Below are 26,205 nucleotides of genomic sequence, written 5' to 3'. Positions count from 1 at the left end.
GGACTCCGGATCGGTGGGGAACGGGCGGTCGCGGCGGGGCGTGTCAGCTGAACGTGACGGATGCCTCGGCGCGTTGCAGCAGCCCCGCCGTCTCCCGGTACGAGGCGCCGGACGCCAGCACGTAGCCGAGCCGGCCCGCCGAGCTGCCGGGGTCGGGCAGCGCGCTGCCCGGCGGCAGGAGCACCCCGATCTCCCGCACCCGGGGGTCGGACCGCAGCTCGGGGTCGACCCGGAACTCGCGGTAGCTGTCCAGGCCGGGCCGCAGGAAGTAGCGGATGCCGGCGCGGGTGCTGCCGCGGGGCGCGGCCGGCTCCGGGTTGGGCACGCCCAGGTAGCAGCGCAGCATGATCTCGTAGAGGTCGTGGCCGCGGGCGAGGCGCAGCAGGTCGGGGATGCGGTCGCCGGGCAGCCGGGCGGCGACCTCCATCAGCAGCGGGCCGCGCCCGGACATCCGCACCTCGGCGTGGAACGGGCCGATGCGCAGCCCGACGGCGACGAGCACCCGGGTGATGTACGACTCGATCCGGCGGGCCGGGGACGCGGTCAGCTGGGCCGGGACGATGTGCCCGACCTCGACGAAGTGCGGTTCGGCGCCGAGGAGTTTCTCGGTGATGCCGAGCACGTGCGCCCGGCCGTCCTCGACGTACCCCTCGACGCTGTACTCGGGTCCCTCCACGTACTCCTCGACCAGCACCAGGCCGGTGCCGCGCGTCCCGCCCGCCCGGCCGGAGCGGCGCGCACCGCGGAACGCCTCGCGGGCCTCCCGCGCGGAGCGGACCTTGCGTACGTCGAGGCTGCCCGACTGGTCGACGGGCTTGACCACGCACACCGGCCCCAGCTCGGCGTAGGCGGCGGCCGCGGACCGCTCGCAGGAGACGGCCCGGTGGCCGGGCTGGTCGAGGCCGGCCGCGTCGAGGGCCCGGCGCATGCGGTGCTTGTGGCGCAGGGGCGCCACGCCGTCCGGGTCGATGCCGGGCAGGCCCAGCGCCGCGGCGGCGTCGGCGGCGAGCTGCACGTAGTGCTCGAAGCCGGGCAGGATCGCGTCCAGCGGGGTATCGGCGTGCAGGGCGCGGATCCGGGCGAGGGCGGCGGCCCGGTCGGCCGTGTCGGCGCTGATCACCCGGTGGGCGCGGGCGCGGGCCTCGCGTCCGGCCTCGGTGTGGATGTGGCCGCCGCCACCGTGCGCGGCGCCGGCCGCGAGGACGAGCACGGTGTGTCCCAGCTCCCGTGCGCGCACCACGAGTTCGAGCCCGGAGGAGCGGGGCTCGACGATCAGTACGGTACTCATGCCGCCCTGCCTTCCTGAGCGGGCCCCGAGGGTTCGCCCTCCTGCGGGCCCGGGACGCCGGCGTCCGGGAAGGCGGCGGACCGGGCGGTGTCGAGCAGTTCCATGGACTCCAGGTGCTGGGCGAGCCCGCAGTGCGGTGCCGGGCCCTCGCCGCGGAAGTGGGCGTACGCCTGGGCGACGAACCGGGTCAGCGGGGCGTCCTGGACGACCTGGTGGACCGGGCGGCCGGCGATCCGGACCTGGCCGAAGTCGTCGTCGCCGGAGACCGGGTAGTCCGCCACGAGGGTGCCCTCGGTGCCCTGGATGTGCAGCCGGCGACGGCGCACCGGCGAGGACAGATCGGTGTACAGGGTGGTCAGCGCGCCCGAGTCGTGCCGCAGCCGGACCTCGGCGCCGCCCAGCCGGGGCAGCGACCCGGACGGCAGCGGCAGGTCCCAGCCGCGCGCGGCGCTCACCTCGGCCACCGGCCCGGCGAGGTGCAGGGCGAGCAGCAGCTGGTGCGGCAGTTCCACCTCGAAGGCGCTGGCGTGGCCCCGGGTCTGCAGCGAACGGCGGAACCGGGGCTTGCTCTGCTCCATGTGGTACGAGACCGGCTCACCGATCCGCCCGGCCGCCACCAGGTCCTCGGCGGCCTCGGTGACCCGGCTGGCCGGCCAGACGCTCATCGGCAGCACGACGGCACCGGTGACCTCCGCGACGTCCACCAGGTGCGCGGCCTCCTGCACGGTGGCCGCGATCGGCTTCTCCAGGATGAAGTGCCGGGCGCCGACGGACACCAGCTGCTCCAGGCAGTCCCGGTGGGCGTCCGGCGGCACCGTCACATGGAAGACGGCGTCGGCCACCCGGTGTCCGCCGGCCCACAGCGCCGTGACGGCGCTCCTGACGTCCGGCACCCACTGCCCGCCCGCCACCTCGGCGGGCCGGGGGTCGACGGCGATCACCTGCGGCTGCCCGCCGGTGACGTCCCGCAGCGCGCGGTGGTGCAGATCGCGGCCGGCGTGCCCGTATCCGATGATCACGGACGGCATTTCGCTTTTCCCGCTCATCGTCGATGTACCTCCCCTCGATTTCGTCCTGAAACGACCTTCCCAGCGACCCGGGAAAACCGGCCAGACCATTTCCCGCAGCCCGCGGCAGTCCACCTGGAACACCCGCTGCCAGGGGAAATACCTCGAAAGGAACACGGGTCTCGCCAAGGTGGCATTGGCCGGAACGCCGCGGCGCCCGGGAAACTCGCTACGGTGGATCGGCGCATTCTGATCGGCCGCGTGGATGCAATCCCTGTTTCACCCTTCTGTTTCACCTTCTGTTTCACCCCTCGATGAATCGGCCGGATTCGTCGACGCGACTGGAGAAGGAGACGATTGATGACGCTCGAAGGTCGGGTGGCTCTGGTCACCGGCGGCTCCCGGGGCATCGGGCGGGCCGTCGCGGTCCGCCTCGCGGCCGACGGCGCCGCGGTCGCCGTCAACTACCGTTCCCGCAAGGACGAGGCCGAGCGCACGGTGGAGGAGATCACCTCGCGCGGCGGGCGGGCCGTCGCCGTGCGGGCCGACGTGGCGGACGCCGACGAGGCCGCGCGGCTGGTGCGGGAGACCATGGCCGGCCTCGGCGGACTGCACATCCTGGTGAACAACGCCGGGGTGGCCCGTGACGGGCTCGTCCACGACCAGGACCCCGAGGACTGGTGGGAGGTGCTGAAGGTCAACCTCGGCGGCGTCTACCACTGCACCCGGGCGGTGGCCGGGCACTTCATGTCGCAGCGCGACGGCAACATCGTCAACATCTCCTCGGTCATGGGCGAGGGCGGCTGGATCGGGCAGTCCAACTACTCGGCCTCCAAGGGGGCCGTGAACGCGTTCACCCGGGCCGCCGCGATCGAGCTTTCCCGCTTCGAGGTGCGGGTCAACGCCGTGCTCGCCGGCTTCACCGCGACCGAACTCATCGGCGGGCTGCTGGAGAAGGACGGCGGCCGCGCCATCAAGCGCCAGCTGCCGCTGCGCGAGTTCGCGACGCCCGAGCAGGTCGCCGGCGCGGTGTCCTTCCTGGCCGGCCCGGACTCCTCCTACGTCACCGGCGAGCTGCTGCGGGTCGACGGCGGCTGGGCGGGCCAGCTGGGCACCGGCCGGCCCAAGTAGCGGGCCCGCGCGCCGGGTACGGCACGCACGACGGGCCCGGCAGCCACGACGGGCACGGCACGCAGGACGGCACCGGTCCGTGAGCGGGAGGGACATCTCCGGCTCACGGACCGTTTCGCGTGCGCCCCGCCGGACGCGCGCACGCCGGACGCCCGGCCGGGTCACCCCGGCCGGGCGGATGCGCGCCACGCACACGGGGCGTCAGCCGATACGGGCCAGCCCGCGGGCGCTCCGGCGGCCGGCGCCCCGGGACACCGCCAGCGGGTCCCAGTCGGCGCCGCGCGCCGGCAGCAGGTCCGGGTCGCCGAGCAGCGCGCCCCGGTGGACCTCGGCGAGCAGCCCGCGCCCCAGGATCTGCGCGGCGCAGGCCATCCCGCCGACGGCGGAGCCGGTGATGCCGGTGCCGTAGCGGGTGTTGGTGCCGACCATGTGCAGGCCCTCGACGGTGGTGCGGGTGTCGGGGCGGTTGCCCACCCCGCCCCACTGGGCCAGGCCGTAGGGGGTGCCGCCGGTCGCGAGGATGTAGCGCTCGTGGGTGATGGGGGTGGCCGTCTCCAGGTGCACGACGTGGTCGCGGAACGGCCCCAGCGCCTCCTCGGCCGCGCCGAGCATCGCCTCGGTCAGCTCGGCCTTGCGCCGCTGGTAGACCGTGTTGCGGCGGTAGCGCTCACCGGCCGCGGGGCCGGCGCCCACACCCCAGTACTCGTAGGAGGGCGGGCACAGCGTCATCACCTGGAAGTTGCTGTGGCCCGGCGGGCAGACGGCGGCGGTGCCCGGGTCCTTCAGCGAGGCGAACGACGCGAACAGGAAGGGCACGGGCGTGATGCTCTCCCGCGCCACCCGGTCGTAGTAGCCCTCGATGTCGTCGTCCCGGTACCACCAGAGGTTGGCGTTGGGACGCGCGGGCAGTTCGGTGTCGAGCGCGATGTAGAGCGTGGCCAGGGGGAGCGCCATCCGGGCCTGGCGGGTCCGGTTCACCACGCGGCGGCCGAAGTGCTCCTCGCCGACGAGGTCGAACACGGTCCTCGAGTAGTCGGCGTTGGACACCACCAGGGGGGCGCGCAGGACCTCGCCGTCGGTCATTCCCACGCCGGTGGCCCTGCCGTCCTTGACGAGGATGCGGGCCACCCGGCTCCTGGTCCGCAGCTCCCCGCCGTGCGCCTCCAGGGCCTCGACCAGCGCGGCGGCCAGGACCTGACCGCCGCCCTCGGGGTAGTAGGCGCCCCGCAGGTAGTGGTCGGTGACCGCCGCGTGGGTGGAGACGGCGGCCTCGCGCGGGCCGATCCCGTAGTTGGGCGACTGGGCGGCCAGTACGGTGCGGGCGCGCGGGCCGAGACCGCAGTGGTCGAAGAGGTCGGCGAGGGTACGGCGCCCCCACTCGGCGCTCACGGGCGTGCGGGCCATCAGGTCGGCCACGGACAGCTCACCGTCCGAGAGCAGCAGCCCCCGGGTCTCCTGCGCGACCGCCTCGCAGACGGCGGTGAACCGGGTGAGCCCCTCCGCCTCCCCGGGCAGCGCCTCGGTCAGCCGCCGGGTGTACGCCTCCCAGCCGACCGGCACATCCACCGTCAGGCCGGGCAGCACGATCCGGTCGAAGCCGCCCCGGTCCATCTCGCGGTAGGTCACCCGGTCACCGAGGCCCAGCCCGGAGAAGATCGCCGGCAGCACACCGTCGGGTCCGCAGTCGCCCAGATAGTGCACGCCCACATCGAACTCGTACGCTCTGCGGCGCCGGAAGACATGGCTGTTGCCGCCGGCGACGTCGTGCTGCTCCAGCACGAGGACGCGCCGGCCGCTCACGGCCAGGTACGCCGCACACACCAGCCCGCCCATGCCGCTCCCGACGACAATGGCGTCCCACTCGTCCCGCTTCAGCATGCAGGTCAACCATCCTGTTCTCGTAGTGCGGATCCCCGGACTCCCGCGGGGGCTCCCGGGGAAGTCCGAAGGGAGCTCATGGGGGCTCCGGGGGGACATGGGTGAGGCCGCGGGCGCCCGGCCGCTCCGGCGCGTCGACGACGCCACCGCATGCGGCACAGCCCGCGGGACGTGCGGGCGCCCGGCCGCCGCCGACGGCCGACCGGCGCCTTCGCCAGACCGCGGCGACGACGACTCCGCCGTCCGCTGACCCGAGCACGGCCGGCACCCGCCGGCGAGCCGGCCCCGTCCGGCGCCACCGCGACGACGCGCGGAGGCCCGCCCCGGCCGGCCGACGGCGGCGGCACCCCGACGCCCTCCGGCCCCGGCCGGGGCCGGCCGTGCGGGCTCACGTCCGTGCGGGCTCACGTCCGTGCCGGGCGCGGCCCGTCGTCGTCGGCGTGCGGGGCGCCGGTCAGGGGCGGGCGCGGACCAGGAGGGCGCCGGTGTTGCCGTCGTGGCCGATGGAGGTGACCAGGCCGACGGGGGGCGGGCCGTCCGGGCGGGGCGGGTGGGTGTGCCAGTGCGCGAGGAGCGCGGCGAGCTGGAGGGCACCGCTGGCGCTGTAGGTCTCCCCGAGCGCCTCGGTGACCCGCAGCCGCCTCGGCACCCGGCCGAGCGCCAGCCGTACCGCCCGCTCCTCCAGCCGGTCGAGGCCGACGTGGTGGGTGGCGCCCAGGGACACGACACCGACCTCGTCGGCGCTCACCCCGCTGCGCTCCAGCGCCCGCGTGATGGCGTCGGACAGTCCCTGCGCGAGGCCCTGCCGCCGCCCCGCCCGCCCGGTGGTCCCGGTCCAGCCCTGGAAGCCGACCTCGCAGGCCAGCAGGTCCGCCGGCGCCGGCTCCTCGGCCGCGGCCGAGAGGACGAACACGGCGCTGCCCTCGCCGACCGAGGCGGCCGGCCGCAGCGTCCCGGCGTGGTGCCAGGCCCAGGCCGCCGGGGCACTCAGCTCCTCGGCCCCGCCGACCAGCAGCCGGTCGGCACGCCCGGCCGCCATCGCCAGCCGGGCGTGCCGGAAGGCGTAGAGGCTGGCGCTGCGCCCGCCGGCCACCGTGGCGTTGAGGCCCTTGAGCCCGTGCCGGATGGCCATCTGCCCGGCGCTGCAGTTCATCACGCTGCCCGCGAACTTCCCCGGGTTGATGAGATACGGCTTGTCCAGGGTGAGCGTCTCGTACAGCAGGTCGGAGTATCCGGCGATGGAACCGGTGTTGGTGGCGAGCACCACGCCGGTGCGGTCCGGCCGGCCGCCGTCCGCCGCCGGCCCGGCCTCCTGGAGCGCCTGCCGGCAGGCGACCAGGCTGAGCCCGGCCAGCCGGTCGAGGTTCTTGGTGCCCTTGCGGCCCAGGTGGTCGGCGGCCCTGAAGCCGGCGACGGGCCGGACCGGCAGGGGCGGGTACGCCGCGTCCGCGTCGGTGTCGGGGACCGGCGCGGGCTCCCGGTCCAGCAGCCCGCCCAGGGCCGCCAGTCCGTAGCCCGCGCTGGAGACCACTCCGGCGCCGACGACCGCCAGGGGACGCACGGGGGCGGCCGTGGTCACGTGTACCTCCCGAGGATGGTGATGACGTTGTTGCCGCCGAAGGCGAAGCCGTGGTTCTGCACGATGGCCGGCCGCGCGTCCCGTCCCCGGCCGGGGACGCAGTCCACACCGGGCCCCAGTTCGGGGTCGGTCTCGACGAGGTTCGCGGTGGGCGGCAGGAAGCCCTGCTCCAGTGCGGTGCAGCAGGCGATGGCGCCGAAGCCGCTGGCCGCGCCCATGGTGTGGCCGAGCATCGACTTGATGGAGCTGATGGGCGGCAGCCGGTCGCCGAAGACCTGCCGGACGGCCCGCACCTCGGTGGCGTCGTTGGTCGGGGTTCCGGTGCCGTGGGCGCAGATGTAGTCGATCTGGTCCGGGGTGACGCCGGCGTTGCGGTGGGCGGTCTCGATGCAGGCCGCGATGGAGCCGGCGTCCGGGTGCACCATGTGGTCGGCGTCGCAGTTGGCGGCGTACCCCAGCACCTCGGCGTAGATCCGGGCACCGCGGGCCAGCGCGTGGTCGAGGGGCTCCAGCAGCAGCGCGGCGCCGCCCTCGCCGGTGATGATGCCGGAGCGGTTCGCGTCGAACGGCTGCGGCAGGTCGGTGGCCATGGCGCCGAGGGCGTAGAACCCGGCGTGGGTCAGCCGGTTCACCGAGTCGGCGCCGCCGGCCAGCATGAAGTCGGCCTCGCCGAAGCGCACCATGTCGTAGGCGTAGCCCAGCGCGTAGTTGCTGGCCGAGCAGGCGGTGGGAATGGTCTGGGCGTCGCCGCACAGGCCGAGTTCGGCGTTGACGGCGCCGGCGATCTGACCGGCCGGCAACTGGCCCACCAGGCGGGGCTCCAGACCCTTGAGGCCCTGGGTGACCCACTGGCCGCCCAGGCTCTGGGCGACGGCGGACTCGCCGCTGGTGGTGCCCATGATGGACCCGGACCGGCCGGCGGAGAGGGTGTCGGGGTCGATTCCGGAGTCCTCGACCGCGAGGCGGGAGGCCGCGGCGGCGAGGAGCGCGCTGCGGCCCCACCGCTCGGGGTCGAGGTGGCGCAGCACGGCGGCCGGGTCGAAGTCGTCGACCTCGGCGGCCTTGCGGCTGTGGAACGGGGTGGCGTCGAAGCTGCGGATCGGCCCGATGCCGACCCGGCCGGCCCGGACGGCATCGGCGAAGACGTCCACACCGATACCGACCGGGCTGACCGCTCCGAGCCCCGTGATGACGACTCGGCGCGGGGCGGACTCAGGCATTCGGGGCTGCGATTCCCTCGACGGCCGCCAGCAGCGCCCGCAGCGTGGTCAGGGACTCCAGCTCCTCCTTGGGCAGGACGTGGCCGAGCTCCTTCTCTATTCGGGACACGACGGTGATGAGGGTGAGGGAGTCGCTGTCGTAGTCCTCGATGAAGTGGCCGTCCTCGGTCAGCTCACCGTCCTCCAGCTCCAGCTCCTCGTTGACGATGTCGATGACTCGGAGCCGGAGGTCGGTGGCCGGTTCCATGCTCTGCACGGTCATGAGAGGTCCCTTCGTGGGTCGTTCGGTGGTCGGTCGGGCGGGTCGGTCAGTCGGTTTGTTTCGACGGCGCACGTCCGCGGCGCACAGGTGCGCGCGGCGGACGTCCCCGGGGTCAGGCGGCGGCCGGAGTCGGCGGCTTGAGGGTGATGGCGCCGAGCTGGGTCAGCATCAGCAGGTCCTGGCGGAAGCCCCAGTGCTCGACGACCTTGCCGTTCTCGATGCGGTAGATGTGGGTCTGCTCGACGTCCACGTCGCGCCCGGTCGGGGCGATCCCGAGGAAGTCACCGGTGTGCTTGCCGGTGAAGCGCAGCCGCAGGACCGCGCGGTCGCCCTCGGAGAAGCTGTCCAGGTGCTCCCAGGTGGCGCCGGCGAAGGCGCTGTGCACCCAGCGGGCGGTGCCGAGGTAGCCGAGCGGGCCGTTCGGCACGCCGGGCTGCGCCTCGTGGTCGACGAACTCCGGGGCGACGTACTTCAGGGCGGCCTCCTCGTCGAGGTCGTTGAAGATCAGGCCCATGTTCATCGACAGGTCGAGAGCCTCGCTCATGACGGTTCTCCTCAGGAGTGTGTGGAAGAAAGGTGCGGAACGGAAGGTGCGGAACGGGTTGGTGTGACGGTGGGTCAGCGGGCGGCGGAGGCGGCCGGGCTCAGTGCCCGGCGCCCAGTCCGCCGGTGACCGGGATGACGCCCGCGGTCACGTACGAGGCGTCGTCGGCGGCCAGGAAGCGCACGGCGGCGGCGACCTCTTCGGCCGTACCGGTGCGGGCCAGGGCGGTCCTGGCGAGGGCGGCCTGCCGGCGGGCGTCGGTGACGTTCTCGACCATGTCGGTCTCGATCATGCCGGGGGCCACCACGTTCACGGTGATGTTGCGTCGGCCCACCTCGATGGCGAGCGACCGGGCGAAGCCGATCAGCGCGGCCTTCGCGGAGGCGTAGTTGGTCTGGCCGGGTGCGCCGGACATGCTGTTGATGGACGACATGTAGATCAGCCGCCCCCACCGGGCCTTGATCATCGCCGGTACGACCTCACGGGTGACGCCGACGGCGGCCTGGAAGTTGGTCTCCATCACGGCCCGGAAGTCCTCTTCCGGCATGCCGATCAGCAGCTGGTCGCGGGTGATGCCGGCGTTGGACACCAGGATCTCCACGGCGCCCTGCTGAACGGTGACGTCCTCCACGGCGGCCTTGACCTGGGCCGGGTCGGTCACGTCGCACCGTACGGCGAAGAAGCCGGGCGGCGGTTCCCCGTTGCGGTAGGTGATGGCGACCTTGTGGCCCTCGGCCGCCAGGACCCGTGCCGTGGCGAGTCCGATGCCCCGGTTGCCACCGGTGACGAGGACGGACCGGCTCATGTGCGTCTCCTTCTGCTTCTGCGCTGTCGCTGCGGGCCTGCTGGTGGCATCGGGTCCGGCCGGCTCATCCGGCCGCGTCCCACAGGGCGTCGAGCTCGGCGCCCGCGCTGTCGGCGTCGGTGAAGAGCACCGCCCGCCAGCCGGCCGCCTCGGCGCCGGCGCAGTTGTGCGCGAGGTCGTCCACCAGGACGCAGCGCTCCGCGGGGACGCCGGCCCGCGCGGCGGCGAGTTCGAACATGCCGGGGGACGGTTTGCGGTGGCCCACCTCGAACGACAGCAGCACCTCGTCGAAGAGCCCGGCGGGGTCGATCATCCGCCGCCAGTGCCGGTCCCAGGTGGGCACCATGTTGGACAGCATCCCGACGAACGCGCCCCGGTCCCGCTGTTTGCGCAGCCGCGCCACCCAGGCGTGGTTGGTCTCCCGGCCGTCGAACCAGGCGTCGGCCATCGTGGTCAGGCGGAGGGTGACGCCGTGCTCGCTCTCCAGCACGTCACCAATCTCGCGGAGCCACTCCTCCTCGGTGACCAGCGGGGTGTCGATGGGCTCCATGATGTCGGTGGTGCCGTACCGGGCGGTGACGGTGGCCACCGCGCGTGCGACGCCCTGCTGGTCGAGGCCGGCCGCGGCGCAGAACCTCGCCATGGTGTGGCTCAGCGGAGGGGTGAGGACGCCGCCGAAGTCGGACCAGACGGCCAGTCGGGGCGGTGCGGTGCCGGGCTCGTTGTCGGTCATGGCGGGGGTTCCTCAGCTTCCGTTGATGTGGGAGGCGTCGACGACGGTGACGGTGAGTTCCGCGATCTCCTCCGCGAGGTCCTCCGTGTCGTGGCGGAAGCGGACCCGTATCTCGTGCCGGGTGCCGGCGGCGTCCGCGGCCACCCGGTGCGCGGTGGCGGTCAGCGGCACGTCGAGCTCGGCGAAGCGGTGGAACCGGCCGTCGAACCCGACGGCGTGGCGCGGGGCGCCGGCGTCGCCCGTGGCGCCCGCGCTGAGCAGCGCCAGCTGGCGGGCGGCCTCCACCAGGGTCATGGCCGGCAGGTGGTCGTAGGCGTGGTCGAACAGCGCCGGGTTGTCGAGGCGCGGTACGACCCTCGCGGTGACCGTCCCGCCGGTGGACCGGGGGTCGGCGAGGACGACGTTGAGGGGGTTGTCGCGGCCCACCCGCTCCGGGGCGATCCGCTCGACGGCGCCGGGCGTCTCGGTGAGCTGGGAGCTGAGCGGCGCGGGGGTGCCGCGCTGGGCGTGGCGCAGGATCTCGTTCTCGTGGTTCTTGAGGAACAGCACGTCCATGGAGTGGTCGGCGACGTGCGTCTCGCCCAGGAAGATCCGCTGCTCCAGGCGGCCCTTGCGGTAGCGGCCGCTGTGCCGGGCGGTCCGGCCGAAGAAGTCGGTGTCGACGCGGGGCGCCCCGGGTTCGTGGCCGATCCGCAGCGCGGGCAGGTTCCGCAGCGAGAACTGGAAGGCGTCCACGATCGCGAGGGTGCCGACCGGGACCCCAGCGTTGGTGTGGGAGCCGGCGATGGCGGCCTGCCGGCCGGCCTCCAGCAGCAGCAGCGCGTCGTGCAGCCTGGGCCGCTGCCGGTGGTCGCTGTAGTACAGGTGGGTCAGCGGCAGGTGGATCCCGGCCGTCACCGCCATGGGCCGCACGGTCCGCACGTCGGTGACGAAGACCTCGGAGATCGCGGAGCGGTGTGCGAGGGAGCGCTCGATGGTGCGCCCGTACTCGACGGCGGGGACCACGGACGGCGTGGCTTCTTCCGTCACCTGGGTGGTCATCAGTTTCCCTCCAAACCAGTTCTCTGGGTGTTCCGCCGGTTCCGGTCCGGCCGACGGGGGATGACCGCCGGACCGGAACCGGCCGGACCTGGCCGGCCGAGGGGGACGGCCGGCCGGGACCGTGCCGGCGAGGGCCGCCGGGGGCGGGCCGGCCTCCTGGCCGGTGCCCGCCGCCGGACCTTCGCCGGGGTGCCGGCCGGGCGGGTGCCCGGACCGGCCGGCCGCGACCGCGGCCGACGTCGACCGCGCACCGCGACCGGGGCCGGGTTCAGCCGCCCGGCACCGTCGCCGGCGTCAGCCGACCGGCACCGTCGCCGGGGCCTGCTGGACGGCGTCCTCGCCGGCGTGGGCCGCGCCGCGCCGGATGAACAGACCGCTCACCGCGCCGAGCATCACCACGGCCACCCCGATCCACAGGGCGGCCTCCAGGCCGTCGGTGAACGCGGCCATCGGGTCGCCGGAGGAGTTGTCGGTGAACCGGTGGCTGAAGACGGTGGTCAGCGCCGCCACCCCCAGCGCGCCGCCGAACTCGCGGCTGGTGTTGTTCACTCCGGACGCCTTGTTGTGCTCGCTCTCGCGCACCGAGGAGATGACCGTGGCGGGGTTGCCCGCGAAGACCAGGCCCATGCCGACACCGGCCAGGGCGAGGGCCGGCACCATGGCGCCGTACCCGACGTCGGGGGTGACGATCACGGCGATCCAGCCGAGGCCGACGCCCTGGAGGGCGCAGCCCGCCGCCTGCAGCACTCCGCCGCCGATCCGGTCCACGAACTGGCTGGCGACGGGCACGACGATCATCGGCGCGACGGTCCACGGGAGGGTGCGCAGCCCGGCCTCGAAGGGCGAGTAGCCCATCGGGCCCTGGAGGAACTGCGTCAGGAAGAAGATCGACCCGAAGACCCCGAAGTACATGGTGATCGAGACGACGTTGCTCAGCACGAAGGCGGGCACCCGGTACATGTGCGAGGGGATCAGCGGGGCCTTGCTGGCGCGCTCCGACAGGACGAAGGCGATCGCCAGCACCAGCGCGGCGGACAGCCCGATCACGGTGGCGGACGCCGTCCAGCCGTGGTCGGCGGCGGAGACGATGCCCCAGACGGCGGACACCACCGAACCGGTCACCAGCACCATGCTGACGACGTTCAGCTCCCGCTCGGCGCCCCGGCTCTCCTTGACCGCCCACAGCGCGAGGGGCAGCGCGAGGACACCGACCGGCACGTTGATCCAGAAGATCCAGGACCAGTGGATCTGTTCGGTGACCAGACCGCCGGCGAGCGGGCCGATCGCGATGCCGAGCCCGTTGACCCCGCCCCACACGCCCACGGCCAGGTTGCGCCGCTCCCGCGACACCGCGGCGACGGCCAGCGTGAGCGAGACCGGCAGGATGGCCGCCGCACCCGCGCCCTGCAGCACCCGGGCGACGACCAGCGTGCCCACGGAGTCGGCCAGGGCGCAGGCCACCGACGAGGCGGTGAACAGGGTGACGCCGGTGAGGAACACCCGGCGTCGGCCGAACCGGTCACCCAGCGCGGCGCCGGCCAGCAGCAGCCCGGCGAAGGCGAGCACGTAGCCGTTCATCACCCACTGGAGTTCGGACTGCCTGACCTCGAACTCCTTGCCGATCTCCGCCAGCGCGTTGGTGACGATGAGGTTGTCAAGCGACACCATGAACATGGGCACGGACGTGGCGATCAACGCCCACGTCGACATGCGGCCGTCGGTGGTCATCGGTTCTTCTCCTTGCTCGTGGGGGGGCACGGCACGCGCCGCAGGGTGATCCGGTCCGAGGTGCGCCCGGCCAGGACCTCGCCGACCTGGCCGCTGAGCACGTAGTCGCCGTACGGGGTCAGCGCGACCGTGGTGGGGCCACCGGTCGGCCAGGGTTCGGTGCGGCTGCGGACGGTGGCGCTGCGCCAGCCGTCCCGGGAGTCGAGGACCGTGACGGCGTCCACGCCGCCCGGCGCGCCGACGGCCTCACCGATGGAGTTGGTCACCACGATCAGGGAACCGTCCCGGCGCAGCCCGAGCCCGTCGGTGCCGACCAGCGGCCGGGGCAGCCGTACCTCGGTCACCCTGCGGTGCGCCGGGGCCTTCGGGTCGATGCGGTACATGACGCCGGTGTCGTAGCGCAGGGCGAGCAGATAGCCGCGCGGGTGCCAGACGACGCCGTTCAGGCCGACGATGTCGGCGGCGAACCGGGGGTCGGTCACCAGCGGGGTGACGTTCCCGTGCGGGTCGATCCGCTGCACCGTGTCGGACACGGAGTCCGTGACGTAGATGTTGCCCTGGTCGTCGTAGGTCAGGTCGTTGGCGAAGGTCCGCTCGCGCCCGCCCGCGACGTCGATCGTGCGCCGCAGCTCGCCGGTGTCCAGTGCGAAGATCGCCACGCCGGAGGTGGGCGGCTGGTCGCCGACGTCCAGGCGCTGGCGGATCCAGAAGTCGCTGTACGCCACGATGATGCGGTTGCGGGCGGTGTCCACCCGCACGCCGAGGGTGGAGACCATGCCGATGCTCGGGGCCAGCTGTGTGACGGTGCCGTCCATGCCGATCACCGACAGGTCGCCCCGCAGCGCGGACCCGACCACGAAGGCGCGGCGCGTCGGGTCCCAGGCGATGCCTTCGGGGTAGACGTCGGCGGCGCGGCTGTCGATGACCTGCGGCCCCCGCCACCAGCCGGCGGCCGAGTGCGAGTGCGAGGACGACGGCTGCGCCACGGCGGCGGAAGCCGGGAGGCCTATCGGGGCGATCGTCGCGAGAACGGCCGCTGAGGCGACGGCAGCTCGTAGCGGCAGGGTGCGGGACACTGCGTTCCTTTCGTCGGGGTGGGGGCGGTTGCGGAGACTCACTGCTCCGGACCGCGGCGGGACGAGTCACCGGACCCCGGCGGACCCCTACGACGGGCCACGACTGGCGAGAACCGGCGGGCAGAGCGACAACTCAGCGGCAGACGTGCTCACTTGCTCTCTTGCGACAGTCCGAATCTAGGCGCGCGTCCGGCGTTTCCCCAGGCCACCTAGGGCGCAGTGGGGATGTCACCTTGGAGGTAGCGGGCCGCCGGTCCGGCGCCCGGGACCGGTGTTCGCCCCTTGCCGACGGGTGATCCGTCCCGGGGTGAGGGAGCCGATCGCGAGCGGACATCGGCGAGTGGCGGCAAAGTCATATCCTCAACCACCCACTATGGGTAGCCTTTTGCACACCAGGGGGACACGCGGGGACAACTCGGGAGAGCCGTCGACGCCTGCGCACCGGCCGAAGCCGCGGCTCCGCAGTCCATCCCGGCCTTCCTCCGTCCCTGAAAGGGTGGCTGGTGATCGAGCTCATTGATCCTCGGTTGACGACGTACGACTTAGTCCTGAACGCCGACGACCCCACGCGAGGGTCCGGTCAGGAGCCTTCGCCGGGCCGCGAGCCCGAGGCCCTCGCCGGCCGTCTCCGGCTCGGCGGGCCGCACGCCGTCCGCCTGACCCCCGAGGAACTCGCCGCGGACCCGGAACTCGCCCGGTACGCCGAGGAACAGGCCGCCCTCTACGAGCACCACCTGGTCCGGCTGTCCCTCACCTTCGTCCCCCACGTCCGCGGGCCCCGCCTGAAGTTCGCCAACGTGGCCCTCCACCTCACCTCCGGCTGGGGACCCAAGCCCGTCGCCCACTCCATGGACCCGATCCGGCTGACGGACCCCGTGCAGGTCGAACGTGTACGCCGCCTCGGACCGCAGCTCTCCCTGCTCGGCGCGGACGCCTCCCTCGGCGAGATGACGCGGACCGTCGGCTACACGACCAACCAGCCCCTCGTCCAGGCGCTCGACCTGGGCGGCTCCACCCCGGCCTGGGACTTCAGGCCGACCACGGCGACCGAACTCACCGGCACCTACCCGCTCAGCCTCGTCGTGCGCTGCGGCGCGGGCACCGACACGGAGCTGCGATGCACGGTGACGGCCGGGGTGGAGAAGCCGTTGCTGCGCCGGTACAGCCGGGAACTGCCCGATCCGCTGCGGCTGAAGGCGTTCCTGTGACACCGCCGGACCCGGACGGCGCGCCCCTGCGCCGGCAGGAGGTGCAGGCACTGGCCGAGGTCTACCACTCGGCGGGCCGGGCCCGGCGGATGCTGCGCTCCGCGGGGTTCCCGGCGTGGGCGATCCCGGCCGGGGCCGACACCATGGGCGACTTCTGGGGCCAGGTCTCCTCGGAGCTGGAGGGCGGGGTGATGGCGGCGGGCCGGACCCGCATCCTGGCGAAGGCGCACGACGAGCACCCCTTCCATCCCGTGTTCGCCGCGGCGTCCCGTGCCCGCCCGGAGCGGGCGGCAGCCGCACCGGCGGCTCCGGTGGGTGCCACGTCGGCAGTGCCGGCAGGTGCCACGTCGGCGGCGCCGGGGCGAGCGACGGACGAGCGCCTGCGCGTGATGCTGCTCGGCGCCGAGCCCGCCCGCTACGGCGCCACCAGGGCGAGCGCCGAACTGCGGGCGGCCGTCAGGGAGGGCGGGCGCCTGGACATGAGGCCCTTCCCGGCCGCCGGCGGCGCCGATCTGGGGGAGATCCGCTCGATCCTGCCCCATGTGCTGCACCTGGCCTGCCACGGCACGCGCGACGAGCTGATCCTGGAGGACGCCGGCGGCGAGGCGCACCACCTGGCCGCGGACGATCTGCGCAACACGCTCAGGCTCGTCGCCGAGCACCGCGGTCACCGCCTGCGCGCGCTGGTCCTGCGGTCCTGCGAGGGCCAGGAGGTGGCGGAACTCTTCACTCCGTACGCCGACGTCGTCATCGCCCACCGCGGCAGGCTGGACGCCGAGTGCTCCGTCCTCTTCGCCGCCGCCTTCTACCGCGAACTGGCGGCCTCGGCCCACCCCGCCGACGCGCGGGCCATCGGGGCCGCCGCCCGCTTCGCGGCCCAGGACACCGTCAACCAGGCAGCCCCGTGCCGCAGCGTCCAGACGCAGCTCATCGTCCTGCCCGGCACGGCGTGAACGACCCGCACCACTGATCCACGTCTCGCACAGGAGCCGTCATGCCATTCAACGACGCGTCCGAGCAGCCGACAGCCGACGACCTCTCCGACGAGGTGGTGACGGGCCCGATCACCTGGGACATCGCGAAGAGCGACTGGGAAGAGCTGCGCGGCGGGCTGAGTGCCGCGTATCTGGACCTCACCGCCAGGAAGAGGTTTCTGCGCGACCTGAACTTCCCGCCGGCGCAGTACCCGCCGGACGCGGCCAGCCAGGCCGACTTCTGGGAGCACATCCGGGAACGGGCCGAATCGGGAGCCGTGTCCCTCGACTGGCGTGATCTCGCCCGGCTGGCGAACCAGGACCAGACGGCCAACCACCAGTCGGTCTTCGCCAGACTGGACAGCCCCGAGGAGCCCGCCCCCGACCCCGTGCCGCTCACGGAGCCCCCTCCCGAGGCGGCCGAGGCTCTGATCGGCACCATGGCGCCCACCATCCGCGGCTACGGCGAACTGCTCCCCGCCGGGGACCGCCCGGACCTGCGGAACGCGCTGCTGGAGAGCTGGGAGGAGCGGCTCGGCTCCTGGGAGGAACTGTCCGACTTCCAGCAGCGGCTGCTCATCCTGTGCCGGGAGATCGTCGACCAGCGGGGGGTGGGCCTCATCTACGCCGTCACCAACAGCGGCAAGACCACCCTGGCCCGGTTCGGCATGACGATGGCGGTGAACTCGGGGAAGACGTCGATGATGCTGCTGCCCATCAAGGCCCTGGTGACCCAGGAACACTCCGAGTGGCAGGCGCTCAAGGGCAGCGTCCCCGACATGAAGGGCCTGCTCGTCTACCCGGCCTCACGGGACTACCCGGAGAACGACCGTCCCGTCGGCGCCGGCTCGTACGACGTCGCGCTGGCCATCTACGAGAAGCTCGGGGTGTATCTGGTGCACCGGCTGTCGCCGTTGCGGCGCAGCGCCCTCCTCGTGGTGGACGAACTCCAGATGCTGGCGGAGCGCAGCGAGCGGGCCGCCAAGCTGGAGGCCCTGCTGACGCTGGTGAAGATGCTCCCCCGCGACCAGCAGCCGGCTCTCCTCGGCCTGTCGGCCGCGCTCTCGCCGGCGGCGGGCGAGACGCTGGAGCGGTGGCTGGGACACGACCGCCTGCTCCGCAAGCACTTCACCAACGTGCGGCCGGTGCCGCTCGACACCTACGTGGTGGGGCCGCGGCGCTGGCTGGTGCAGGAGAAGGCCCACCTGCTGAGCATGCCCGGCGACCACCAGTCACCCCCGCCTCCCTACGAGGAGCCGCACGATCTCGGCGACATCCGCGACAAGCACGCCAAGGCCCTCTCCCTGCGCTTCGAGGGACTGCCCGGAAGCAGGCTCTCCACCGCGCCGCTCGCGGCCGCCCTGGTCGTCCACACCCTGATGAAGGATCCGGACAAGCGGATCATCGTCTTCGTCCCCGGCCGCACCATCGCACAGAGTCTCGCGCTGGCCATTCAGGACCTGCTGCAGGGCACCAGCGGTCAGAAGCCGGTCGGCCGGCGCGGCTCGCCCTGGCACTTCGGCCGCTACCACGGGCCGGAGTCGCAGGCGAGGGACGACGCGGGCCATCTGTACGAGCGGCTCAGGAACTCGGATCTGCCCCTGCACGACCTGGTCATGCGAGGTCTGCGGCACGGCGTCGCCTTCCACACGGCCGCTCTGGCGCCCACCCTGCGGCGCCAGGTGGAGGAGGAGTTCAGGGAGCCCGACGGGCTGCTGCGGGTGATCGTGGCCACGGACACCCTGGCCGTGGGGCTCAACCTGCCCGCCGACGTCGTCATCGCGACGAGCGTCTCCGGCTGGGGCGGTGAGGGCGCCAACCGGATGCGGCGCCTGCTGCCGGCCGCCGATCTGGACAACAAGGGCGGGCGAGCGGGCCGGCGGCTCGAGAAGACGGTGACGGACCAGCTCGGGAAGTTCTACATCCTGGTGCCTTCCCAGAGGGACCTCCAGGAGATCGACGGCCTGGGCCCGGACCAGGTCAAGGCGCTCTCGACCGAGGAGGGCGTGTACCGGACCTTCGTCAACAGCACCGAACGCTCGCTCAGGGTCCGCTCCCAGTTCCGGGACACCCTCCAGATCAGCGGTCTGGTTCTCCAGGTGCTCTGCCAGGGACGCAGCGGGCTCACCCGGCGCCAGTGGCTCGACCGGGTCTCGGAGATCCTCGGCGGACTCCTCATCTCCTACGAACCCGACTCCCCCGACATCCCCGGCGCCGAGGACGTACTGCGGGAGCTGGAGACACGGAACCTGATCACGTTCAGCGAGGGCGAAGGCTACCGGGGCGGCGAGGAGGTGCTGTCGCTGTCCCCGCTCGGTCAGGCACTCGGCCAGTCGGGCCTGGAACTGGACGACGCGGCGGACCTGCAGCAGCTCGCGCGCCTCGCGATCGAGAACAAGGGCAATCTGGACCTGCTGTGGCACGCGTTCAAGGCCCGGTCGGTACAGCGGGTCACCGCCTGGGTCGCGTTGCCGGGACAGCCCACGAGCAACCACATGCCCTCGCTCAAGGGAGCCGTCCTCACCCTCCTGTGCGCGCACTGCCTGCCGGAGGACTCGGCCGAGGAGCCGACGAAGCGCTACTTCTCCCTCCGCTACATAGCCGCCAAGGGGCCTGCCGTACCGGACCGGCTGCTCAGCGAGAACAACCAGCAGATCTCCGACGACCTGCGCCGGCTCCTGACCGTCGACGAGGACGCGCTGACGATGGAGGACGCCAACGCGCTCCTGCGGGCGGTCGTCGCGTGGGAGTGGCTCAACGGGATTCCGTACGAGGAGATGGCCAAACGGATCGGCGGCGTGGTCCAGTCGTCCGAGCAGCCCGACCGCGGCAAACGGCGGGCGCCGTCGGTCAAGCTGTACTACGCGGACGTCGAGCAGCTCTGCGAACAGGTCGCCGGGTACCTGCGGGCCGCGGCCGAACTCTGCGTGGGCGAGGACGGCTCGGACCACTCCTTCCGCATGCACGCGCTGGCACAGCGCGTCGAATCGGGGCTGCCGACCTGGCTCGCGCGCGTCTCGAAGATGCGGATCCCCTCGCTGCACCGCGAACGCCTCGCCAAGCTGGCCGACCGGGACGAGCTCAACCCGCTGTCCGACCTCGTGAACGAGGACGTCATCAAGGCGGTGCTCGACGAGCAGGAGCGCGAGGCCATCCGGAAGACCATCGAAAGCCGGATTCAGGACGAGCGCAAACAGCTCGAACGGGTCGGCGGCGAGGTGGCCGGGGAGACCATTCCGGGCACGGAGGGCGAGACGTTCGCGGAGCTCTCGCGCGACCTCGACAACGCCGAGACGGCCAAGGCGTACCTGGACCGGCTGTGCGAGACCGTACGGGACATGAGGGTCCAGGCCACGGACACGGCGATGGAAGGCGGGTTCGCGGTGTCCGTCTGGACCGCCCCGGGCACCGGGGCCACCGTCGAGATCATGGTCCCCCTGCAGTTCGCGCTCACGGCCGAGGGCGCGCAGGCCGTGGCGGGCCGGCCCGCCCGGGTCATCGTGCGCGGCGCGGACTCCGGCGCCCGCAGGGTGCTGGAGGAGCGGGGCACCCAGGCCCGGTTCGTGACCATGGAGTACGTGCTGCAGACCCTGGCGCATCTCGTACAGGACCTCCAGCACGCCTTCTCGCCGGACCACGTGGTGGAGGAGCTCCGGAAGATCCGGGTGTCGTCGATCAGCCGCGACTGGTGACACCCCGCGCCCCGGGGATCGGGGCGTGACGACGACAGGGGGCGGCCGGAACGCCGGAGGAACACACACCGGCCGCCCACCTGCCGGAAGGTCCGGGCCGGGCCCTGACACGCGCCACCCGCCGGCGCGCTCCGCGTGCGATCAGGGCCGGCCTCCAGCACGGGCCACGGCGCGAAGCCGCGCCGGTCACTCCGCCCTGATCGCGTCCACGTACACGACACCCTCGGTCGCCGCGCCGCCGCCGCGGCCGAGGTACAGGTTGAACGCCGTCACCTCGGCGAGACGGGCCGCGTCGAGCACGGCTCCGGCGTGGGCGGTGTCCCAGGGTGCGGGCGCGAACGCGCTGAAGGGCGCCCTGACCTCCCGCCCGCCGGTGTCGGCCAGCGGGACGTTGTACTCGAAGCAGACGTCGTCGGCGACGATCTGGAGCGTCGCCCCGTTGCCCGAGCCGTCGCCCCGCAGCCGTCCAGGGCCGCCGTCCGGGCTCGCGAGGGCGTGCGGGAAGGCGCGCGGGGTCACCCGCTCGTCGAGGAGGGCTGCCCGCGCCGGTGCCGCGGCCGGTACGGCCGGCGCCCTCGGCCCGTCCCGCGCCGTGGGCCGGAGCGGAACCGGGTGCCGGGGAGCGGAACCGGGCGCGGGCAGGGGCGGAACCGGGCGGCGGGCGGACGGGCCAGGCTCACTTCGTGGCGCCTCGCGCGAAGCCGTTGTAGATGTAGCGCTGGAGGAAGAGGAAGATGACGAGCGTCGGCAGGATGACGAGGATCGCGCCGGCCGAGATGTCCTCCCAGTGGGCGCCGAAGGGGCCCTTGAAGCGGAACAGGGCGGTCGACATGGTGCCCAGGTCCTCGGAGGGCATGTACAGGAACGGGATGTAGAAGTCGTTGCAATGGCGCCGAGACTACGCCGCCGGATACGGGCCGCCCAGCATCCCACTCGATGTAATAGTTCCTGTACTAGACTGGCCCCTATGAAGTCACCCCGCCCCGGCGGCACGGAGAACATCTCCGTCTCGATGCCCTCGGAACTCCTCGGTGCCCTGCGGACCCGCACCGGCAAGCGCGGCGTGTCCGCGTATGTGACCGCGGCGGTCCGGCATCAACTCGCGATGGACGGCCTCGCCGAGATCGTGGCCGCCTACGAAGCTGAGCACGAACCGCTGAGCGAAGCCGAGATCCAGGCCGCGCAGCACGAACTGTTCGGTGACGCACCGGCGCCGTACGCGTCGAACGACAGCGCCGCGTGAAGGAGCCCGCGGCCAGGTCCCTGGTTCTGGACTCCCAGGCACTGTCGCTACTGCTGCGTAACGACCGCCAGATGGTCACCCGGATCGAGGCCGCACGGCGCGTAGGCGTGCCCGTCCTCGTGTCGGCCCTGACGGTGGTGGAGGCCGTCTACGGGAGGACGGACACCGCCCGGCTGCGCTGGCTTCTCTCCCGTCTTCAGGTCCAGGACGTCACCCAGGCGGACAGCCTCACCGCGGTGCAGTTGCTGGCCGACGCCGGTGGCCTGCACGGCCACAAGTACGCCATCGACGCCCTCGTCGCCGCGATGGCGCTCCGCTCCCCGGCGCCCGTCCTGGTACTGACCTCGGACCGCGACGACTGGTCGAAATTGTGCGGCGACCGCGTGCAGATCAAGGACGTCTGAGATCGGTGTTCGCCCCTCTACGACGAAGACAGGCCGTGCCGACATCGCTCACGGCTCATCGCGCCCACTGCTGAGGGTGTGCGGCCGACGCGCTGCACACGCGCAGCACGCCGATGTGGCGGCGGCTGGGCAGCAGGGGCAGGGATGCCGGTGCGAGGAGACTTCTGGTCGGGGGAAGGCCCCACGGCGATGTTGTGGTGCCCGGCAGCGCGGCGGGTATTGATCACCAGGTTGAAAGCGAGCCAGGGGAGTTCACACCGCCACGAGCCGGACCCTCTCGCCGCACAGCTTGGTCATGTCGTCGATATCCGACGTCAGCATGGCCACGGGGCGATGCTGCCGCAGTGCCACCTCGGCGACCGCCGCATCGATTGCGTACCTGTGTCCGTGCAAGCCGGCGTTCATCAGCAGCTTCGAGGCCGCCCTCGCCACCCACCGGGACGACTCGCAGCCCGGAGAGCACCCAGTTCAGGCGGGACTTGTTGGTACGGGAATGGACGGCTTCGATGATGGTGAGCGCACTGATCACGACCTCCATGCCGCGCGAGCGCGCCTCAGCGATCAGAGCCACCACCTGCTCGTCGTCGGCGAGCAGCTGCGAAGGTACCTCACTGTCGAGGGCCAGCGCCCCCTCGTGACTCAGCCTGCGGCGGGCCACTCGGCCTCCTCGGCGAACACCTCGTCGAAGACCTGCCGCGCTCGTTGACGTGCTTGTTCGGAGACCGGCCCCTTGCGGCTCTTGTAGTCCGCCAGGTACTCGTCCAGGCCCTGCCCGCGCAGTTCACGCTCGACCGCCTCGGCGATGAACGCGGAGAACTCCCGCTTCCCCACCCGCGCCCGGATCGCCTCCGCGGTCCCCTCCGGCAGCGACAGGCTCACCCGCGTCGCCGGGCCTTCCCCGATGCCGTACGTCGTCTCACCCATGCCCATATGTGCCAAACGAGTAGGAAAAGCACCACGGATCGAATCTGCGCAGCCCCGGAGTCGTGAAGAAGTCGTGCGGATACCGCCCCACCCGCCCAACTGCCGCATCGGGAGATCGCTGCCCGAAACCCAGCACAGGCTTCTCATCCCATCTCAGCACAATCCCAGCACGGTAGGGATGAGCAGGGGTGATGACAGGTGACGAGGGGTCAGCTATCCCAGCACCATCCCAGCACGGGAAAAAAACCAAGGGCCCGACCCCGAAGAGTCGGACCCTCTCTGACCTGCATGTTTGCCAGATCAGCAACGTGGTGATATGTCAGCCGCTACACGTTGAAGCGGAATGTCTGCGGCCTGATCCTGACCTGCGACGGAGCCCTGCGCAGGGCCCTGACCTAGGGTTTCCTAGTTGGAGTGCGTTGGCTCCCGACGGCCGTTTACGGGTGTCCTGCGGACTGGCTGCGGACCGGAGGGCACCCTCACTCGGATGGCGTGGACCTCTCGTCCGCCATACCCAGACGTGCCTGTTCCTCCTCGACGATGCGACGTGCCAGCTCGGTGTCCGACACGTCGACCGCGTCCGGGGTGGCTTCGGCCACGACGCTGCGGCGGGCGTAGGCATCGAACAGGCGCGTCTTGGCTTCCAGCATCTTCACCATGCGTTCGTCCACGCCTCCGGTGGCGAGGAGACGGTGCACGCGAACCGGCCTGACCTGGCCCATACGGTGGGCCCGGGCCACCGCCTGATGTTCGATGGTCGGCTTGATCTGGGGTTCGCAGATGACGACTACGGAGGCAGCCTGCATGTTGAGGCCGACGCCCGCTGCCTGGATCTGCCCCAGGAGCACCGCCGGGCCCTGGACACCGGCGAAGTCGTCGACGATCTCCTGGCGACGCTGGGCCGGGACGCCGCCGGTCAGCGGACCGAACACCGGAGTGGCCCCAGCGGTTCCGGCCGCGAGGACATCTTTCACCACGCTCAGTACGTCCTTGAAGTTGGAGAAGACCACCGTCTTCTGCCCGTTCTCGCCGGCCTCCTGAACGATCTCCCCAAGCCGGTCCAGCTTGGCCGACTTCTCGGGGCGCATGTACGCGGCCCTGCGCATGGCCATGAAGTTGCCCGCGCGCACGGCTTCGCGGTACGCCTCCTCGTCCGAAGCGCTCAGCTCCTCCCACTCGTCGGTCTGCTGAAGGCTCGGGAGTTCCGTCAGCACGTCCTCCTGGTTGCGCCGCAGGTAGACCGGGGCCACCGCCTTGCGGAAGGCGACCGATCCGGCCAGCGCGTCCCGTTCACCGAGTGAGTCCGCGACGTCGCCGTCGAGCATCCGGACCAAGTTGCGGAACTCCACGACCCGGTTCTCCATCGGGGTTCCGGTCATGAAGAGGCTGCGCTCACAGCGCTCCGCCCACAGGGCGACCGACTGAGACCGCTTGGCCTTCGGATTCTTCACGGAGTGTGCTTCGTCGACGACGAGGAGTCCGACCTCCCCGCCGCCCGGCGCCGGAAATCCGCGCAGTGCGTCGAACGTGGTCACCCCCACCCCGCCCCGCCCCTTCCAGTCGGCGAACGCGTCGTGCCGGTCGGGCCCGTGGAGCACCATGACGCGAAGGGCGCTGCGGGCCTCGATCTCCCGTGTCCAGTTCACGAGGACGCTCGCCGGGCAGACGACCATGAAGTGGCTCTGCCCCTCGTCTGCCAGGTGGGCGAGGACGGCGATCGCCTGGATGGTCTTCCCGAGGCCCATCTCGTCGCCGAGTATCACCTTGCGCTGCGCAAGCGCGAACCGTGCGCCGAACGACTGGTAACCGCGCAGGGAGACCCGCCGGTGCGTGTCGTCGAGGTGCTGGGTCCGTACCCGCTCCGCAATCTCGTCCGGCAGAAAGCCCTCTGCGGCAGCCGCGTCCGGCAGCCGCCCGGAAATCTCGGCGAGCAGGCTGTAGTACTCGGCGGAGCGGAGTTCGAAGTCCACCCAGGCCGCGACGTCGGACGAGAGCCCCCGGAGCAGGTCCACCGACGCCTGGGCGAGCAGCTCTGGCAGGCCGGCCTGCTCCGCCTCGTCCACCAGCGACCGGGTCTCGGCGACCGCCGCCCACGCGCGAGCCTTCTTCTCCCGGCCGGCCAGCAGCATCCGGACCCTTCCGGCGGCGGGCCTGGCGTCGGCCAGTAGCGGACCGAGCCGTTCCGCCAGGACGGTGGCCTTGTCGACCGCACGCCGGGCGTCCGGGCCTGCCTCCACCAGGACGTGCAGGGCCATGACGAGCGCGGTGGTGCGCGGTTCCGGCCGGTCCACGTCGATGTGGACGGCCACGGTCTCGTACACAGCCTCGGAGAGCCTGCGGGCGGCGGCGAGCATCTGGTCGACGGTGCGCTGCCCTACACCGGGAATCTGCCGCAGCCGGTAGGGGCCCGCTTCGAGAACACTGCCCACGGTGCGCAGTCCGCTCTTCTCGACGCTCCCCAGCCGCAGCCGCCCTTCGGTGACGTCCTGCAGCCGAGCGACGGGAATGGCGTCGAGTTCCCGTTTCACCGCCGCATCATGGATCGGCTTCAGTGCCGCCCGTACCGCCTCCACTGCCCTTCCATGGTCACCGACCACTGCCTGCGCCGCCTCGTACAGTCGCGTTCCCCTCGCGACTGTGTCCCGCTCGCCACGCCCCACGCTTCCCGCCCCTCTCCGACCCTCCCCGCATCTTTCCACCGCTCACACGGGGTCTCGACGGGCATTCGCAGCTCCCTGCTGATCGACCGAACCTCGGGACAGTCATTCACACCCCCAGACTTACGACCACCGGTAGGATTGGCACCATGAGCGGTAGTAGGAAGTATTCGATCAGCCTGCCCGAGGATCTCGCCGAGGCCGTACGCGCCCATGTCGGGCCCGGCGGTTTCTCCGCCTACGTCGCCGAGGCTCTCGAACAGAGGGTCGCCATGGACAAGCTGCGGGAGATCGTCGCCGACTTCGAGACCGACAACGAAGCCCTCACCCGCGAGGAAGTCGAGGCCGCCCGGGCGCTGCTGCGCCACGACCACCGGCAGGCCGGCGGGGCCGCCGCCTGATGCCCGGCACCCTCCTGCTCGACAGCGAAGGACTCTCGAAGCTCTACCGCAAGGACCGCACCGTGGTGGCCCTGGTCCAGGCGGCGTCGGAGGAGGGCGTCCGAGTCGCCACCAGCGCCATGACCACGCTTGAGGCCGACTACGAGCGCATTCACCCGGCCCGCATCAAGTGGGTCCTCTCCCGCGTCGACGTCCACGACGTCACCAAGGAGATCACCGACCGGGCCGCAGTCCTCCTTCGCACCCATCACCTTCACGGCCACAAGTACGCCATCGATGCCGCTCTCGCCGCCATCGCCCGCAACGCGCCCCAACCGGTCACCGTCCTCACCTCCGACCCCGAGGATCTGACACTCCTGTGCGGCCCTTCCGTGGAGGTCGTCAAGGTCTGAGACCGCATCGCCGCCATG

23 protein-coding genes and 2 pseudogenes are annotated in these 26,205 nt (G+C 72.3%); 8 read left to right on the top strand and 17 right to left on the bottom strand.

The window, feature by feature from the left end:
* Window positions 1-43 precede the first annotated feature (43 nt).
* Together ACSLTV_RS22655 and ACSLTV_RS22650 are read right to left on the bottom strand one after the other, a co-directional pair.
* Window positions 44-1,288, bottom strand: a complete 1,245-nt coding sequence (locus ACSLTV_RS22655; RefSeq protein ID WP_435612778.1) for an ATP-grasp domain-containing protein — start codon at window positions 1,286-1,288, stop codon at window positions 44-46.
* Window positions 1,285-2,316 (bottom strand): Gfo/Idh/MocA family oxidoreductase, encoded by a 1,032-nt coding sequence (locus ACSLTV_RS22650; RefSeq protein WP_432134820.1) that lies wholly within the window; start codon window positions 2,314-2,316, stop codon window positions 1,285-1,287. The genes ACSLTV_RS22655 and ACSLTV_RS22650 overlap by 4 nt, the downstream gene beginning before the upstream one ends.
* 339 nt (window positions 2,317-2,655) lie before the next feature.
* On the opposite strand from ACSLTV_RS22650, the gene ACSLTV_RS22645 reads away from it, so the two are divergent.
* Entirely contained in the window at window positions 2,656-3,426 is a 771-nt protein-coding gene (locus ACSLTV_RS22645) for a 3-oxoacyl-ACP reductase family protein (RefSeq protein ID WP_432134819.1), read from the top strand.
* A gap of 201 nt (window positions 3,427-3,627) precedes the next feature.
* On the opposite strand, the gene ACSLTV_RS22640 is transcribed toward ACSLTV_RS22645, so the two are convergent.
* From ACSLTV_RS22640 to ACSLTV_RS22595, 10 genes are all read right to left on the bottom strand, one after another.
* Entirely contained in the window at window positions 3,628-5,304 is a 1,677-nt protein-coding gene (locus tag ACSLTV_RS22640) for a phytoene desaturase family protein (protein ID WP_435612777.1), read from the bottom strand.
* 454 nt (window positions 5,305-5,758) lie between these two features.
* Window positions 5,759-6,883 (bottom strand): beta-ketoacyl synthase N-terminal-like domain-containing protein, encoded by a 1,125-nt coding sequence (locus tag ACSLTV_RS22635; RefSeq protein WP_435612776.1) that lies wholly within the window; start codon window positions 6,881-6,883, stop codon window positions 5,759-5,761.
* Complete coding sequence (locus ACSLTV_RS22630) at window positions 6,880-8,103, bottom strand: beta-ketoacyl-[acyl-carrier-protein] synthase family protein (protein WP_432157464.1); 1,224 nt, start codon at window positions 8,101-8,103, stop codon at window positions 6,880-6,882. Before ACSLTV_RS22630 ends, ACSLTV_RS22635 begins: the two co-directional genes overlap by 4 nt.
* Window positions 8,096-8,365 carry an acyl carrier protein gene (locus ACSLTV_RS22625; protein ID WP_432134815.1) on the bottom strand — a complete coding sequence of 90 codons (270 nt, stop codon included), beginning with the start codon at window positions 8,363-8,365 and terminating at the stop codon, window positions 8,096-8,098. Before ACSLTV_RS22625 ends, ACSLTV_RS22630 begins: the two co-directional genes overlap by 8 nt.
* A 112-nt stretch (window positions 8,366-8,477) precedes the next feature.
* On the bottom strand, window positions 8,478-8,909 hold the full coding sequence (locus tag ACSLTV_RS22620; protein WP_432134814.1) for an ester cyclase: 432 nt from the start codon (window positions 8,907-8,909) through the stop codon (window positions 8,478-8,480).
* Window positions 8,910-9,009: 100 nt separating this feature from the next.
* Complete coding sequence (locus ACSLTV_RS22615) at window positions 9,010-9,714, bottom strand: SDR family oxidoreductase (protein WP_432134813.1); 705 nt, start codon at window positions 9,712-9,714, stop codon at window positions 9,010-9,012.
* Window positions 9,715-9,778: 64 nt separating this feature from the next.
* Window positions 9,779-10,447 carry an HAD family hydrolase gene (locus ACSLTV_RS22610; RefSeq protein ID WP_435612775.1) on the bottom strand — a complete coding sequence of 223 codons (669 nt, stop codon included), beginning with the start codon at window positions 10,445-10,447 and terminating at the stop codon, window positions 9,779-9,781.
* 12 nt (window positions 10,448-10,459) lie between these two features.
* A complete protein-coding gene (locus tag ACSLTV_RS22605) occupies window positions 10,460-11,488 on the bottom strand; it encodes an AfsA-related hotdog domain-containing protein (RefSeq protein ID WP_432134811.1) in 1,029 nt (342 codons plus the stop codon).
* Between the two features lie 294 nt (window positions 11,489-11,782).
* On the bottom strand, window positions 11,783-13,216 hold the full coding sequence (locus ACSLTV_RS22600; RefSeq protein ID WP_432134810.1) for an MFS transporter: 1,434 nt from the start codon (window positions 13,214-13,216) through the stop codon (window positions 11,783-11,785).
* Window positions 13,213-14,292: an SMP-30/gluconolactonase/LRE family protein gene (locus ACSLTV_RS22595; RefSeq protein WP_432134809.1), complete on the bottom strand. Its 1,080-nt coding sequence runs from the start codon at window positions 14,290-14,292 to the stop codon at window positions 13,213-13,215. Before ACSLTV_RS22595 ends, ACSLTV_RS22600 begins: the two co-directional genes overlap by 4 nt.
* Before the next feature lie 503 nt (window positions 14,293-14,795).
* Between ACSLTV_RS22595 and ACSLTV_RS22590 the strand changes: the two genes are divergently transcribed.
* The 3 genes from ACSLTV_RS22590 to ACSLTV_RS22580 are packed head-to-tail and all read left to right on the top strand — an operon-like array spanning window position 14,796 to window position 20,166.
* Window positions 14,796-15,500, top strand: a complete 705-nt coding sequence (locus ACSLTV_RS22590; RefSeq protein WP_432134808.1) for a hypothetical protein — start codon at window positions 14,796-14,798, stop codon at window positions 15,498-15,500.
* The gene (locus tag ACSLTV_RS22585; RefSeq protein WP_432134807.1) at window positions 15,497-16,453 is read left to right on the top strand and encodes an effector-associated domain EAD1-containing protein; all 957 of its coding nucleotides are present in this window, start codon (window positions 15,497-15,499) and stop codon (window positions 16,451-16,453) included. Before ACSLTV_RS22590 ends, ACSLTV_RS22585 begins: the two co-directional genes overlap by 4 nt.
* Before the next feature lie 41 nt (window positions 16,454-16,494).
* Window positions 16,495-20,166, top strand: a complete 3,672-nt coding sequence (locus ACSLTV_RS22580) for a DEAD/DEAH box helicase (RefSeq protein WP_432134806.1) — start codon at window positions 16,495-16,497, stop codon at window positions 20,164-20,166.
* Between the two features lie 186 nt (window positions 20,167-20,352).
* On the opposite strand, the gene ACSLTV_RS22575 is transcribed toward ACSLTV_RS22580, so the two are convergent.
* Together ACSLTV_RS22575 and ACSLTV_RS22570 are read right to left on the bottom strand one after the other, a co-directional pair.
* Window positions 20,353-20,685 carry a hypothetical protein gene (locus ACSLTV_RS22575; RefSeq protein ID WP_432134805.1) on the bottom strand — a complete coding sequence of 111 codons (333 nt, stop codon included), beginning with the start codon at window positions 20,683-20,685 and terminating at the stop codon, window positions 20,353-20,355.
* A gap of 157 nt (window positions 20,686-20,842) precedes the next feature.
* Window positions 20,843-21,049 (bottom strand): annotated as a pseudogene (locus tag ACSLTV_RS22570) (carbohydrate ABC transporter permease); the annotation flags it as partial.
* 84 nt (window positions 21,050-21,133) lie between these two features.
* Here ACSLTV_RS22570 and ACSLTV_RS22565 point away from each other — a divergent pair.
* Window positions 21,134-21,409, top strand: coding sequence for a hypothetical protein (locus ACSLTV_RS22565; RefSeq protein ID WP_255980202.1), 276 nt, complete (start codon window positions 21,134-21,136; stop codon window positions 21,407-21,409).
* Window positions 21,406-21,813: a PIN domain-containing protein gene (locus tag ACSLTV_RS22560; protein ID WP_435612774.1), complete on the top strand. Its 408-nt coding sequence runs from the start codon at window positions 21,406-21,408 to the stop codon at window positions 21,811-21,813. Before ACSLTV_RS22565 ends, ACSLTV_RS22560 begins: the two co-directional genes overlap by 4 nt.
* 252 nt (window positions 21,814-22,065) lie before the next feature.
* On the opposite strand, the pseudogene ACSLTV_RS22555 reads toward ACSLTV_RS22560, so the two are convergent.
* The 3 genes and pseudogenes from ACSLTV_RS22555 to ACSLTV_RS22545 form a co-directional block, all read right to left on the bottom strand.
* A pseudogene (locus tag ACSLTV_RS22555) lies at window positions 22,066-22,471 on the bottom strand (DNA-binding protein).
* Entirely contained in the window at window positions 22,453-22,737 is a 285-nt protein-coding gene (locus tag ACSLTV_RS22550; protein ID WP_435612773.1) for a hypothetical protein, read from the bottom strand. The pseudogene ACSLTV_RS22555 and the gene ACSLTV_RS22550 overlap by 19 nt, the downstream one beginning before the upstream one ends.
* Window positions 22,738-23,216: 479 nt before the next feature.
* Complete coding sequence (locus tag ACSLTV_RS22545) at window positions 23,217-25,397, bottom strand: DEAD/DEAH box helicase (RefSeq protein ID WP_435612772.1); 2,181 nt, start codon at window positions 25,395-25,397, stop codon at window positions 23,217-23,219.
* Window positions 25,398-25,543: 146 nt separating this feature from the next.
* Here ACSLTV_RS22545 and ACSLTV_RS22540 point away from each other — a divergent pair, with 146 nt between their 5' ends.
* Together ACSLTV_RS22540 and ACSLTV_RS22535 are read left to right on the top strand one after the other, a co-directional pair.
* The gene (locus ACSLTV_RS22540) at window positions 25,544-25,795 is read left to right on the top strand and encodes a hypothetical protein (RefSeq protein ID WP_018845686.1); all 252 of its coding nucleotides are present in this window, start codon (window positions 25,544-25,546) and stop codon (window positions 25,793-25,795) included.
* A complete protein-coding gene (locus tag ACSLTV_RS22535) occupies window positions 25,795-26,187 on the top strand; it encodes a DNA-binding protein (RefSeq protein WP_279560030.1) in 393 nt (130 codons plus the stop codon). Before ACSLTV_RS22540 ends, ACSLTV_RS22535 begins: the two co-directional genes overlap by 1 nt.
* Window positions 26,188-26,205: the final 18 nt, after the last annotated feature.

The organism is Streptomyces sp. bgisy159 (assembly GCF_965341775.1).
GTDB lineage: Bacteria > Actinomycetota > Actinomycetes > Streptomycetales > Streptomycetaceae > Streptomyces.
The sequence above is the reverse complement of the archived record's forward strand: the minus strand, read 5'-3'. Positions and strand labels throughout refer to the sequence as shown.